Genomic DNA, 12594 nt, shown 5'->3' with positions numbered 1-12594 from the left:
TTAAACTTTAACGAGTTTTAAGAGTCCAAGTAAATAATTATGGATATACGCAAGATAATTCTCTCAGCTCTTGGACTCTTACTTATCGTGGGAGCCATATTTGCAGCAAAATGGATCATTGACAGTAATGTGAAAAAGGATCCTGAAATACAGAAAGTTGTAAAAAATGTATTTGTAAAAACCGTAAAAAACGATACGGTTCCCATCAGCATTCCAGCTAACGGAAACGTTTCGGCTTTACGCAAAGTTGAATTATACTCAGAAGTTCAGGGCATTTTTAGAAGTAGTTCGCATAATTTCCTACCCGGGCAAAAATATAAAAGAGGTCAGGTTTTACTGAATATCGATGCAGCGGAATATGCTGCCAGTGTGCAATCGGCCAAAAGTGATTTGTATAATAGTATCACCGCGATAATGCCCGATTTGCGTTTAGATTATCCTGAAGTATTTGAAAAATGGCAGGAATATTTAAACAATTTCGATATCAACAGATCGGTTCCTTCACTTCCGGAAATTGAAACCGATAAAGAAAAATATTTTATTAGTGGGCGTGGCATTGTTTCCGCCTATTATAATATTAAAAACCTGGAAGAGCGGTTAAGGAAATATACTCATATCGCACCTTTTGATGGTATTCTTACCGAAGCTTTGGTTAAAGAAGGAACACTAATTAGATCTGGGCAAAAATTAGGGGAGTTTATCGATCCTTCAGTGTACGAATTGCAGGTTTCTATAGCTAAAAAATTTAGTGATTTACTAAGTGTAGGGAAAGAAGTAAAGCTCCAAAACCTTGATAGGACTCAAAAATACACCGGTACAGTAAGCCGAATTAACGGTAGGGTAAATCTGGAAACACAAACCATTCAGGTATTTATTCGCGTAGAAGGACAAAATATTCAGGAAGGAATGTATTTAGAGGCCATGCTCGATGCAAAGGAAGAACCCAATGCGCTCGAAATTCCGAGGGAATTACTTGTAGAACGCTCTAAAGTTTATGTGGTTAGAGATAGCGTGTTAGATCTTGTAAGCGTAGAGCCGGTATATTTTAGTACAGAAACGGTTGTGGTAAAAGGTCTGGAAGATGGAACCAGAATACTTGCTGCATCGGTGCCTGGAGCTTATGCCGGGCAATTAGTAAATGCTGAAGAAGTACAAGACACCGCAAAAAACGAATAGCTTTGAGAAAACTAATTAGTTACTTTATTAAGTACGAAGTTGCGGTAAATATCGTAATTATAGCTTTCCTTTTGTTTGGAGCCCTGGGAGCATTTACCTTAAAATCTTCTTTTTTCCCATTAGAAGAAAGCCGAATGATAAATATTAATGTTACTTATCCGGGATCGGCACCCGAGGAAATTGAAGAAGGGATCATTCTAAAAATAGAAGATAATTTAAAAGGTTTAGAAGGAATAGAACGGGTTACCTCTGTAGCACGAGAAAGTGGAGGCTCAATCACTGTAGAGATTGAGCGTGATGAGAATATCGATGTGATGCTTACCGAGGTAAAAAACGCGGTAGATCGAGTGCCTACATTTCCCACAGGAATGGAACCTTTAATTGTTGCTAAAGAAGAATCGATACGACCTACGATTCGGTTTGCGATTAGCGGAGATAAAATTCCGTTAGTGACCTTAAAAAGGATTAGCGAGCAAATTGAAAATGATTTGCGAATGATGGAGGGGATTTCGCAGATCGAAATCGATGGTTTCCCTGAAGAAGAGATTGAAATTGCGGTTAGGGAAAACGATCTTTTGGCCTATAACCTTACGTTCGAAGAGGTGGCTCAGGCCGTTTCGGGAGCCAATATATTGACCACAGGAGGAACGATTAAAACCAGTAGTGAAGATTATCTAATTAGGGCCAATAATCGAGCTTATTATGCTGAAGATTTACAGGATCTGGTTTTAAAATCTACAACCAGTGGAGAAATTATAAGATTATCTGATGTTGCCAGGGTTTCAGATCAATTTTCAGAAACACCAAACGCCTCTTTTTTTAACGGAAATCAGAGTGTAAATATTACGATCAGTAATACCAACTCTGAAGATTTACTTGCCGCTGCCGAGCAGGTAAACGAATATATTGAAGATTACAATCGTAAAAGCAGTAATGTGCAGTTAGACGTGATTTTCGATTCGTCTATTCGATTACAGGAAAGAACACAATTGCTTGTAGAAAACGGAATCATGGGGATTGTACTGGTGCTATTTTTCCTTTCCCTGTTTTTAAATACACGATTGGCCTTTTGGGTAGCTTTTGGGTTACCCGTAGCATTTTTAGGCATGTTTATTTTTGCGGAACAATTTGGCGTAACTATCAATGTGCTTTCGCTTTTTGGGATGATCATCGTTATTGGAATACTGGTGGATGATGGGATTGTGATTTCAGAAAATATCTATCAGCATTTCGAGATGGGTAAAAATCCCATCAAAGCAGCTTTAGATGGAACGATGGAAGTAGTGCCTCCCATTATTTCAGCAATCATTACTACGATTTTGGCCTTTGCCAGCTTTCTTTTTCTGGATAGTCGGATAGGTGAATTTTTTGGTGAAGTCTCTACTGTGGTGATGTTAACGCTCGTGGTTTCCTTAATTGAAGCCTTAATCATTTTGCCGGCACACATTGCACATTCTAAAGCCTTAATGCGTAATGCGCCAAAGCCAAAAACAGCGGTTGGAAAGTTCTTTGGAAAAATGAGGGATATCAATAAAGTGGGGGACCGGATTATGCTTTTTCTTCGTGATAGATTATACGCTCCTACTTTAGATTTTATACTGAAACAACAAATCCTGAGTATCGGGATTTTACTGGCTGTTTTAATTCTGACTTTTGGAGCGATTGGAGGGAATATTATTAGAATTACATTATTCCCAAGTGTCGCCAGTGACCGGATTTCTATTGATCTTTTAATGCCTGAAGGCGTTAATCCCGAAAGAACCGACTCGATTATTACGATGGTAGAGGAAGCGGCCTGGCGGGTAAACAAGGATTTTACAGAACGGCAGACAGGAAACCTGTCGGTTATCGAAAACACGATTAAAAGAGTAGGGCCGGGAAACAATAAAGCCTCTATACAGGTGAACCTGTTGCCGGGGGAAGAACGAGATTTTGGAGCACCTGAAATCACCAATGCCATACGAGATGAAGTTGGGCCCGTTTACGGAGTAGAAAACTTAACCTTTGGATCGGGAGGGAACTTTGGTGGCTCTCCGGTATCTGTTTCCTTATTAGGAAATAATCTGGATGAACTTGAAGCGGCCAAGGAAGAACTGAAAACAATTTTTGAGAACAATCCTTTATTAAAGGATGTTAGTGATAGTGATCCAAAAGGGATAAAAGAGATTAATATTCATTTAAAAGATAATGCCTATGCTTTAGGTTTAGATCTGGCCGATGTGATGCGACAGGTTAGAAATGGATTTTTTGGGACACAGGCACAACGTTTTCAGCGTGGGCAGGACGAAATTAGAGTTTGGGTACGTTACGACCTGGAAAATAGATCCTCGATCAACGATTTAGACGATATGCGTATCATGACCCCTAGCGGTAATCGTGTGCCTTTTGATGAAATCGCCAATTATGAAATTATCCGGGGAACCGAATCGATAAGTCATCTTGATGGAATGCGTGAAATTAGGGTAAGTGCCGATATGGAAGATCCTAACGGGAGTTCTACCGATATTTTAGCAGATATTCAGGAAAATGTGATGCCAGATTTATTGGCAAAATATCCTAGTTTGAGTGTTTCTTATGAAGGGCAGAATCGTGAAGCAGGAAAACTGGTAAGTTCGGCAAGTACCGTTTTGCCGGTTATTCTTTTCCTTATTTATGCAACCATTGCGTTTACTTTCAGAAGTTACAGTCAGCCCTTCCTTTTAATGATTATGATTCCTTTTAGTGTAATTGGCGTAGCCTGGGGACATTGGATCCATGACTTTCCTATCAATATGCTTTCAGCATTGGGAATTATTGCTCTGGTGGGAATTATGGTAAACGACGGACTCGTCCTTATAGGAAAATACAATGGGAATTTACGGGACGGATTGAAATTTAAAGAGGCAATCTACGAAGCCGGAAAATCACGTTTTAGAGCTATTTTCTTAACTTCTTTAACGACTATTGCAGGTATGGCACCCTTGCTTTTAGAAAAGAGCAGACAGGCGCAATTTTTAAAACCTATGGCAATTTCTATTAGTTACGGGATAGCGATTGCTACTTTATTAACACTTTTCTTGCTGCCATTGCTATTATCGATCACCAATGGCATAAAAGTAGGGAGTAAGTGGCTTGCTACTGGAGAGCGGGTAGAAAGGGAGTCTGTAGAGCGAACAATTAAAGAATTACATGAAGCTGAAAAAAATAGAGATGAATACTAAGGTGATACATATTACGATCTTTTTCTTCGTGTTGCTTTCTTTTTCAGTAAACGCGCAAGAAACGGTAAAAGATTCTCTGCTTACTAAAGAAGAAGTTATCGCCAGAGCTCTGGAAAGTAATTATGGTATCAAAATGGCCAATAATAATGTCGAAATAGCAGAAAATAATCAGGGTATTTTAAATTCGGGTTACTTACCGTCTTTACGTGGAAATGGCGGTTATACGTATAATCTTAACGACCGACTTACAGAACCCGAGGATGGTGATGTTGTGGATCAGAAGGGAATTGAAGGGAAATCATACAATGCTTCAATCAATTTAGATTATACGCTTTTTGATGGATTGGGAAGGCTTTATAATTATAAGAGCTTAAAAGAACAATATAATCTCTCTCAATTAGAAGCCCGGGAAACGATAGAAAATACAATACTTCAGCTGTTAAGCGTGTATTACGAAGTAGCGAGGTTAAGCCAGAATATGGAGGTTTTAGAGGAAACCCTTCAGATTTCACAGGAGAGAGTAAAAAGGGCACAGTATCAATTTGAATATGGACAATCCAATAATTTGGTAGTCCTCAATGCAAGAGTCGATGTGAATACCGATAGTATTAATCTTATTGAAACCCGACAGCAATTACAAAATACCAAACGGGATTTAAATGTGATTCTTAATAGGGATATCAATAATCGAGAATTTCAGGTCGATACTTTAGTCGATTTTATTCCGCAATTACAAATCGAATCTTTTTTAGCACAGTCAGCTCAAAATAATGTGAGTTTGTTGCAGGCGCAAAGTAATATCATGATTAGCGATTACGATATTAAAGTAAGCAAATCGGGATATCTGCCTACGGTTGGGCTTACAGGGTCTTATGGCTGGAACCGGAATATTAGTGCGGCTACCGCTTTTTTTCCGGGATCTACCACAACTACAGATGGTCTTTCAGCGGGAGTGAATTTATCCTGGGATCTATTTGACGGCGGGCAAACCAGTGTGGCTATTCAGAATGCGAAAATCAATAAAGAAAATCAACAACTTCAGAAAAAACAGATCGCATTAGAAGTAGAGCGAGATATTGCCAATGCCTTAGGCAATTATGAGAATAAGCTATACATCTATCGCGTTCAGGAAGAAAATGTACTCACCAACGAGGATAATTTTAACCGATCTGAAGAGCAATATCGTTTAGGACAAATTTCTTCGATTGAGTTTAGGCAGGCACAGATTAATTTGCTGGACGCCAAGACGAGTCTGAACTTAGCGAAGTACGATGCAAAATTGGCCGAACTGCAATTATTACAATTAACCGGCCAGTTGCTAAATATTGAGTTTTGATATGTTTGAACATTTTTTTCAATGTCCTTATTGCTGGGAAGAAATCTCGGTACTTTTAGACCCTTCAGTAAGCCGCCAAACTTATATTGAAGATTGCGAGAATTGCTGTAATCCAATAGAATTTACGGTCTCTTTTCAGGATGGCGAATTAATGGAGTTTGCAGCAGAAAGTATCGAGCAGTAATCAGATGCATTGATGTTGAATGTCTTTTTTGGGCTCTATTAAAATCTGTTCGCAGCTATTTCTTCACATTAGAAAGAAATCTGATTATTTTTTTAGTTACTGAGAAAATATCAATTAACCAGTCATTTTGAATTTTTCCCTGAAATTCTTTGATTTTAAGGCTTTTGTCTAGAGGATACTTTTTACAAAATAAGTCTCTTAAATATCGAATTTTAATATTTAGTTGAATTGCTAAATATTTTTCTGAAAAAAGTTTTGGAGAAGTGAAAAAGCGTTGTATATTTGCATCCCGATAACGCAATAAGCGATATCAAGACATACTGAAATAAGATATTATACAATATATATCGCGGGATAGAGCAGTAGGTAGCTCGTCGGGCTCATAACCCGAAGGTCACTGGTTCGAGTCCAGTTCCCGCTACTAGCAAAGACAGGGCTTCACAGAAATGTGAAGCCTTTTTTTATAGACTGGGTACAACATAGGTACAACATTTTAAATTTTTTCTTCAAGAATTTTAATTTGAAGAGAATTGATGTCAATTGTACTTATATCTTATTTTGGTTATAGTTTCAGTTCGAAACTTGTTCTATATTGAGTTGAGGTTTGTATTTCCTAAAAAGTGCCAAATCAAATTTTAATTGTTGCAAGCCATACCCTTTCAAATCATAGATTTTCTTCCGGCAACATTTCTTGTATTTAGGCCCGCCACATAATGGACATTCTTTATTGGGGTGATATTTGATGCCATTAATGGCCGTTTCCAATAAGGAAACAATATTTTTTAAATCAGATAGTCCAAATTCTTCTTGGTAAAATTGTGCGATACCATCAAAGTGGTGCTTGTATTCCCCATTCGCATAACCCCCTGTGGATTCTTTATAATGATAATTGGCAAAAAAAGGATATATAACTTCTCTGTAAAACTCTTCAAAAACGATACCTCTCCCTTTTCTTTTCATTAGCTTATGCGGAATGTCCAAACAACATTCCCCTTTCTTGGAAATATGAAAGTCCCAATCTCTATTGATAATTTGAGTTTTCTCGATTACCATAGGAACGGTATATGGGTATTCAGCTTCGTTTATAAGAATTAGGATTTTAAAGTGCCCCCAGAGCTTATCACTTTTGTCTAAGACACTTATTTTGCCTTCCAGAGCTAAATATCCGGTTTTAGGGCTTTCAACTTTCTCAAAGGCAAAATATTTGTCCAGAAAATTTTCAATATCAGTACTGAGGCCTTTTTTACCCATAGTTGAAGTAAGGTTTACTTTTAGAAGCGATTGGATACAAATCACGGCTATTCCTGTTGGGATCAGGAAAGGTGTTAATTGTCAATACCAAGACACCCATATCATTTTGAACAGCTAGGTTGTTATCTACCAAATAGCGTTCCCAATCAAAGTTGTATTGGTAATATTTTCTTCCATCCTCATAATCGTGTATTTCTTTGCTTCGTTGCTCAAAATACTTGTCCTTTCTAAGTTGTGTTGTCACATTGTGACCTACAACTATGCCACTGTTTTTTGCGTTACTTTGCATTTTAGGTGCAAGACTCGTATGAAGACTGCAAGTAGTAACTTCGCCTGATTCACCAATGCCGGAATAGAACCAATCCACTTGTTTGGAATGACCCAAATCCAATCCTGCTCTTGTATGTATGTCTTGAATACCATTATCTTCAAAAAACTCTTTAAGATCATTTTTCACGAAATAGGATATCATAGAGAAGGACTTTAAGGCATCTTCTACGGCTTTTAGCTTTTCTTTCTTTTTTCCGCCGAAATATACCATTAAACCATCGCCCTGTATGCGATGCACGTAGCCACCGCATAGGTTTACTGCAAATATTGATGCTCGGATGATACTTTCTGTAATCAACCTTACAGTTGCTTTTGTGAAATTGTTGAAGAGTTTAGTGCTTTTCTTAACATCTATGAAGCCGGAAATTATCCAATGTTCTTCAACTAGGTCTGTACCCTTTAAGTGCGCAAAGTCTGGATGACTTCCCAACGGCTGATAATCAAAAGTCTCGGGCACACCCATCCCTTTCGCAAATAATTTCATTTCGTGGGATAGCTCTCGACCTGGAAGTTCGTTTCTCAACGATTTAAGGTATTCACGGTTGCTTTCCAACAAAGGTTCGCTTAATCCGTAGATTTTGTTTGATTTTGTAGGGTCGTTCTCGACCGCTTTTTTAATTACGTTTTTGTAGTCTTCAAATAAGTTCATTTAAGAGGTTATTTTAATTAATATGCAGGTTAAGGGTGTCAATAGCATAAATTGTACGATTAATAGGCGACAAGCCCACTTTAGTTTTTTGAATTTTGATTTCAAGCCTTGTGAAAGAACAAAAACTTGATTTCTCAAATCTTTTACATTCTCTTTTTTATCTTGCTTTTTTGAAAGCTCGAAAAATTCTTTTTTGTCTTTCTGAGCGATACTGGCGAAATAGTATAGCGATTCCACATCTGACTTAGGTGAGAAATAAGGCATACTTGCTAATGCCAGCAGTATGAGGCTGCCAACGCCAAATAGAATAATCGCTGCTAAAAATATTAAGAGCCATATTTCTTTATCAAAGAATTCCTGAATTTGGGTTAATAGCGTAATTGCACCACCTGTGATAAAGGTATTTATGGCAATATAAACTGCTGTTTTGTTGTTAACGCTATCGTAATAATGATCTAGGCGACTCACGGTATATTCCAATCTTTCTTTTTCCATAGAGAGTTAAATTATTAACTAGGCTGAATCCTAAGAACCAGCCTAGTTGATTACTTAATAGTCTTTGCAATGGCTGAAACAGCCGCAACAAAAGTTACCACAGTAAGAATTGTAGAAATAACTTTAGCGTTATTTCCTTTTAAATGTAAACAGGTGTCTTTTTCACAAAGACTCAACCTGTCATTTTGAAATGAATAATTCATAGTCAAAATTTAAATTTGCCCAAGTTCACAGCATTTGGGTTTCGCTGAAGCGTTACTTACTTTTATCGGTAACACCCTTAAATTTTCCGCCGCTGGTTTTTACATCCATAAATTTTCCTGAGTCGGAATCTCTTTTAACGTAAAGCCCAGTTTTGGGATTAAATACTTGGGAACGGTTTTTAACTGCCCCTTTTCTAGCATTGTCACCATACGGTTTGTTCTTTGCCATAACAGGTTTATTTTGAGTAATTAAACAAATATTTCTTGCCACCATTATGGTAGCGGATTATTACTCTAATTGAAAAGGGAAGATTATGTGTGAGGGACTTGTAAATACCGAAATAAACGGTATATTTGTTTCGCCAAAAACAAAGTCTTTACAGATAATATTCCAATCTTATCTTAAAGTAAATAATAGAGCTGATATCTAGATGTCAGCTTTTTTTATAGTGCTTTTATAAATTCCATATACTTTTTTTCTTTAACAATACTACTCAATATTTCATCGACTGATAAGGCATTGACTCCATTAGTTGAGGCGCATTCCTTTATCACATCGTTTCTTTCCACAAGGCATCCATTTATTGTTTTGCAATAATAAATAGCTGCAAAATCCATAATGTGCAACCCGTTGAACTTTATACTTTCCTTACAAGAGAACTTAAAAAAATCGCCTTCCAGCGAGTATGTTTTTATTTTACCTTCTTCTACCAAGCGTTTCAGACGATTTTGTTCTACATAATCATAACAAGGTGATTCAAGTGCCATTTCAGTTACATAAAAACAATCTGTTGAATTGTCCAATATCCTTAGACTATCCAAGAGAAGCAATAATTCTATGTCACTGAATATATACATCTAGTTTCTCATAAAGTTTTTACCACCAAACCTAGCTTTAATATCTTTTACTGTCATATTTGATAGTTCCGCCGCCCTTGTATGGGAAAGTAAAGATTTACCTTCCCTATTATCGATATTCAATCCTTTTGCCAATAGGCTGAAAAATCGTTTTGGTTTTTCTACACCGCGATACTCGCCAAAAGAGGTTTCATTTTCTCGCCATTGGTCATAGTTCTCTTTCCAAGAGTGATAAGTGTCCCAATTGATAATGCCGAGAGTTAGGGCGCGCATTATAATAGCCCAAATGGATATGCCATAGGCAGATTTAATGCTCTTTAGTTCTTCTAGTGTGATACCGTTTCTTTGATTATTGAAGTGGTCAAACAGGACATCTTCAAAAAGCAACATTGCACCTGCAAAGTGATTGCAAAAACGTTCAATCTTATTGTGGTCGTCAATGTCAAAGTCAAGTATCAGGTGGGCCAACTCGTGCAAAGTTGTAAAGCGCCTTCGTGCAATGTCTGGATTTACAGCGTTGAGTACGATAATTGGTACTTCTCCAGCCCAACCAGAAAAAGCAACAAAGCTATTAGGTTTTTCTACCTCAAATATTTTGATACCCTTGTTTTCCAATAGGTGGATAACATCGTATATAGGGTTTTTTCCAAGTTTCCATTTTTTGCGAATAACCTTGACTGCATCTTCAATATCATCACCATTGGTTATCACAATATCTTCAACTGGATTTTTGAACTTGATTTTATCGTCCATTATGTTTTCAAGCTCAATGATGTTGAAGAAATCATTTGAAATGGTTTCTATGATTTCATTTTCAAAAATTTTGTGTGAGTCTTGCTTTTCCCTATATTCAATATTAGTCATCGAGAATGCAGACTTGTTGGTCGGATTGTATTCTAAGTTTGTGCTTTCAGTATTTATTATATCGAATGGTTTCAAATTTAAAACTTTAGAAAAGCGTATTAAATGATTGGTTTTCATTTCTCGTTTTCCTTCTTCAAACTTTTGGATATATGAAACTGAAAATCCTGTGTAATCAGCAAATTCTTGCTGGGATAGCCCTGCATCTTGCCTTAACTGTTTTATTCTTTTTCCAAGTTCCATTTTTTAAACGTGTTAGTTCAACATTTTTACAAAAATACGAAAAATTTATTACACACACAAAAATGTAAAATTTTATTTAATTGTGTGTTTTTTGAAGAATTTTGTTGGTTTTTTCATTTTAAAATGTCCCAAAAAAAGTATATTTTTGGGACAAATTAAAACAGTGAAGTCTGTAAAAGAAAAAATAAAGAGCGATATCCAACTTGGAAATAAAGGTAAGATAGTGTTGCCATCAGACTTTGAAATAAAGTATGGGGTAGAAAACACGAAAAAATCCTTATTGCGCCTTACCAATGAAGGGTTTTTAGAACGTTTAGCACGTGGTATTTATCTATACCCTGAAAGAGATGAGTTATTGGGTGTACTGTATCCGGATATCGAAACTATCGCAGAAGAAATTGCACTGCGTGATAACGCTCGCATTATTCCGACTGGACTACAAGCTTTGAATTTACTAGGGCTTTCAACACAAGTTCCATTGAATGTGGTTTTTTTAACCGATGGTTCGCCTCGCACCATTAAAATTGGTAAGAGAAAAATAAAATTCAAAAAAGCCAGCCCAAAAAATTTAGCTGCCAAGGGTAGGTTGAGCGGTCTTGCAATACAGGCATTAAAAGAGATTGGAAAAGAAAAAGTAACCAAAGAAGAAATTGCCAAAATTAAAGAACAACTTAAAAAGGAAGAACCGGAATTGTTATATCACGATATGAAGCTTGCTCCATCTTGGATTGCAAACATTTTTGGTGATTTACTGATGTATTATTATGAGTGATTTTTTACAATTTGATAATGATAGAAAGGCATTAATTTTTAGTCAGACTGCTGTTAGAACAGGTCTTCCATCCTATGCGGTAGAAAAAGATTGGTGGGTTACGGAAATTATGAGGATAGTTTTCTCACTTCCCTATGCTGAAGCTTTTGTGTTTAAGGGAGGTACTTCTTTAAGTAAGGGGTATAATTTGATAAGACGTTTTTCCGAAGACATTGATTTAGCGATTGATCGTACATTTTTTGATATGCCTGGTGAATTATCAAGAACCCAAATTAAGAAATTACGAAAGAAGAACTCTAAATTTATTAGTACAGAATTGATTGAGCACTTAACAGAAGAAATCGCAAAGAAAGAACTTCCAATTACCTCTATTGGGGTGGAGCCATATGAAGCATCTGACACTGACCCGTTAAGAATTTATATTACGTATGAACCTCTGACGGAAAAGAACAAATATGTTACTCCGAGAATTTTACTTGAGATAAGCTGTAGATCATTGATAGAGCCTTTTGAAGAAGTGCCCATTAATTCTTTAGTGGATCAGGAATATCCAGATACGACATTTACCAACCCAACATTTCCAGTAAGAACAGTACAACCCCAACGAACATTTTTAGAAAAAGTTTTTTTGCTTCACGAGGAATGGCAAAAGGAAGTAATTAGAGTTGATCGTCTTAGCAGACACTTATATGACTTAGAACGCTTAATGGATACTAAGTTTGGCAAAAAAGCTTTGAATGATAAGGATTTGTATTTTCACATCATTGACCACAGAAGTAAATTCTCAGCTGTGAAAGGAGTAGATTATGAAGATCATCAGCCAAAGGCTATTTGCATTTTACCACCTGACAATGTTATTAAACATTACGAAGACGATTATAATGAGATGAAAGAAAGTATGTTCTCGGGTAATACCCTTTCTTGGAAAGAATTGACGGAAAGGCTTAATAAACTCCAGAAACAAATCCGAGAGTTAAAATGGTGATTTAAATTGTTCGGCAACCAGTCTTTACATCAAATAATTCTTTCCAATTAA

The 12594-nt window shown here is 36.7% G+C and carries 13 protein-coding genes and 1 tRNA gene; 7 read left to right on the top strand and 7 right to left on the bottom strand.

Annotated features, from left to right (window positions below; all coding sequences use genetic code 11):
- Positions 1–39: 39 nt before the first annotated feature.
- The 5 genes from L1967_RS10095 (at position 40) to L1967_RS10075 (ending at position 6317) form a co-directional block, all read left to right on the top strand.
- Positions 40–1176: an efflux RND transporter periplasmic adaptor subunit gene (locus L1967_RS10095; protein ID WP_249601505.1), complete on the top strand. Its 1137-nt coding sequence runs from the start codon at positions 40–42 to the stop codon at positions 1174–1176.
- Between the two features lie 2 nt (positions 1177–1178).
- Positions 1179–4376 carry an efflux RND transporter permease subunit gene (locus L1967_RS10090; protein WP_249601504.1) on the top strand — a complete coding sequence of 1066 codons (3198 nt, stop codon included), beginning with the start codon at positions 1179–1181 and terminating at the stop codon, positions 4374–4376.
- The gene (locus L1967_RS10085) at positions 4366–5712 is read left to right on the top strand and encodes a TolC family protein (protein WP_249601503.1); all 1347 of its coding nucleotides are present in this window, start codon (positions 4366–4368) and stop codon (positions 5710–5712) included. Before L1967_RS10090 ends, L1967_RS10085 begins: the two co-directional genes overlap by 11 nt.
- 1 nt (position 5713) lies before the next feature.
- Positions 5714–5896: a CPXCG motif-containing cysteine-rich protein gene (locus L1967_RS10080; protein ID WP_249601502.1), complete on the top strand. Its 183-nt coding sequence runs from the start codon at positions 5714–5716 to the stop codon at positions 5894–5896.
- A gap of 348 nt (positions 5897–6244) precedes the next feature.
- Positions 6245–6317 (top strand) — tRNA-Met (locus tag L1967_RS10075).
- Positions 6318–6466: 149 nt separating this feature from the next.
- Here the strand turns inward: L1967_RS10075 and L1967_RS10070 are convergent.
- From L1967_RS10070 to L1967_RS10040, 7 genes are all read right to left on the bottom strand, one after another.
- The gene (locus L1967_RS10070; RefSeq protein ID WP_225573249.1) at positions 6467–7147 is read right to left on the bottom strand and encodes a hypothetical protein; all 681 of its coding nucleotides are present in this window, start codon (positions 7145–7147) and stop codon (positions 6467–6469) included.
- Positions 7140–8126: a hypothetical protein gene (locus L1967_RS10065; protein WP_225573248.1), complete on the bottom strand. Its 987-nt coding sequence runs from the start codon at positions 8124–8126 to the stop codon at positions 7140–7142. Before L1967_RS10065 ends, L1967_RS10070 begins: the two co-directional genes overlap by 8 nt.
- Positions 8127–8621 (bottom strand): Pycsar system effector family protein, encoded by a 495-nt coding sequence (locus tag L1967_RS10060; protein WP_225573247.1) that lies wholly within the window; start codon positions 8619–8621, stop codon positions 8127–8129.
- Positions 8622–8671: 50 nt separating this feature from the next.
- The gene (locus tag L1967_RS10055; protein WP_175545957.1) at positions 8672–8824 is read right to left on the bottom strand and encodes a hypothetical protein; all 153 of its coding nucleotides are present in this window, start codon (positions 8822–8824) and stop codon (positions 8672–8674) included.
- 52 nt (positions 8825–8876) lie between these two features.
- Entirely contained in the window at positions 8877–9053 is a 177-nt protein-coding gene (locus L1967_RS10050; RefSeq protein WP_200799133.1) for a hypothetical protein, read from the bottom strand.
- A 215-nt stretch (positions 9054–9268) separates the two neighbouring features.
- The gene (locus tag L1967_RS10045; protein ID WP_143159172.1) at positions 9269–9592 is read right to left on the bottom strand and encodes a hypothetical protein; all 324 of its coding nucleotides are present in this window, start codon (positions 9590–9592) and stop codon (positions 9269–9271) included.
- A gap of 90 nt (positions 9593–9682) precedes the next feature.
- Positions 9683–10786 carry a helix-turn-helix domain-containing protein gene (locus tag L1967_RS10040; RefSeq protein WP_225573246.1) on the bottom strand — a complete coding sequence of 368 codons (1104 nt, stop codon included), beginning with the start codon at positions 10784–10786 and terminating at the stop codon, positions 9683–9685.
- 91 nt (positions 10787–10877) lie between these two features.
- On the opposite strand from L1967_RS10040, the gene L1967_RS10035 reads away from it, so the two are divergent.
- Together L1967_RS10035 and L1967_RS10030 are read left to right on the top strand one after the other, a co-directional pair.
- On the top strand, positions 10878–11558 hold the full coding sequence (locus L1967_RS10035) for a DUF6088 family protein (RefSeq protein WP_225573245.1): 681 nt from the start codon (positions 10878–10880) through the stop codon (positions 11556–11558).
- Positions 11551–12543 (top strand): nucleotidyl transferase AbiEii/AbiGii toxin family protein, encoded by a 993-nt coding sequence (locus tag L1967_RS10030; protein WP_225573244.1) that lies wholly within the window; start codon positions 11551–11553, stop codon positions 12541–12543. Before L1967_RS10035 ends, L1967_RS10030 begins: the two co-directional genes overlap by 8 nt.
- Positions 12544–12594: the final 51 nt, after the last annotated feature.

This window comes from Zunongwangia pacifica, assembly GCF_023499215.1.
Classification (GTDB): domain Bacteria; phylum Bacteroidota; class Bacteroidia; order Flavobacteriales; family Flavobacteriaceae; genus Zunongwangia; species Zunongwangia pacifica.
The sequence above is the reverse complement of the archived record's forward strand: the minus strand, read 5'-3'. Positions and strand labels throughout refer to the sequence as shown.

Bases quoted from the DNA above. Each gene is read 5' to 3' on its own strand.
- L1967_RS10095 (WP_249601505.1), top strand. From the start codon at position 40: ATGGATATACGCAAGATAATTCTCTCAGCTCTTGGACTCTTACTTATC.
- L1967_RS10085 (WP_249601503.1), top strand. From the start codon at position 4,366: ATGAATACTAAGGTGATACATATTACGATCTTTTTCTTCGTGTTGCTT.
- L1967_RS10080 (WP_249601502.1), top strand. From the start codon at position 5,714: ATGTTTGAACATTTTTTTCAATGTCCTTATTGCTGGGAAGAAATCTCG.
- L1967_RS10070 (WP_225573249.1), bottom strand. From the start codon at position 7,147: ATGGGTAAAAAAGGCCTCAGTACTGATATTGAAAATTTTCTGGACAAA.
- L1967_RS10065 (WP_225573248.1), bottom strand. From the start codon at position 8,126: ATGAACTTATTTGAAGACTACAAAAACGTAATTAAAAAAGCGGTCGAG.
- L1967_RS10060 (WP_225573247.1), bottom strand. From the start codon at position 8,621: ATGGAAAAAGAAAGATTGGAATATACCGTGAGTCGCCTAGATCATTAT.
- L1967_RS10055 (WP_175545957.1), bottom strand. From the start codon at position 8,824: ATGAATTATTCATTTCAAAATGACAGGTTGAGTCTTTGTGAAAAAGAC.
- L1967_RS10050 (WP_200799133.1), bottom strand. From the start codon at position 9,053: ATGGCAAAGAACAAACCGTATGGTGACAATGCTAGAAAAGGGGCAGTT.
- L1967_RS10045 (WP_143159172.1), bottom strand. From the start codon at position 9,592: ATGGCACTTGAATCACCTTGTTATGATTATGTAGAACAAAATCGTCTG.
- L1967_RS10040 (WP_225573246.1), bottom strand. From the start codon at position 10,786: ATGGAACTTGGAAAAAGAATAAAACAGTTAAGGCAAGATGCAGGGCTA.
- L1967_RS10030 (WP_225573244.1), top strand. From the start codon at position 11,551: ATGAGTGATTTTTTACAATTTGATAATGATAGAAAGGCATTAATTTTT.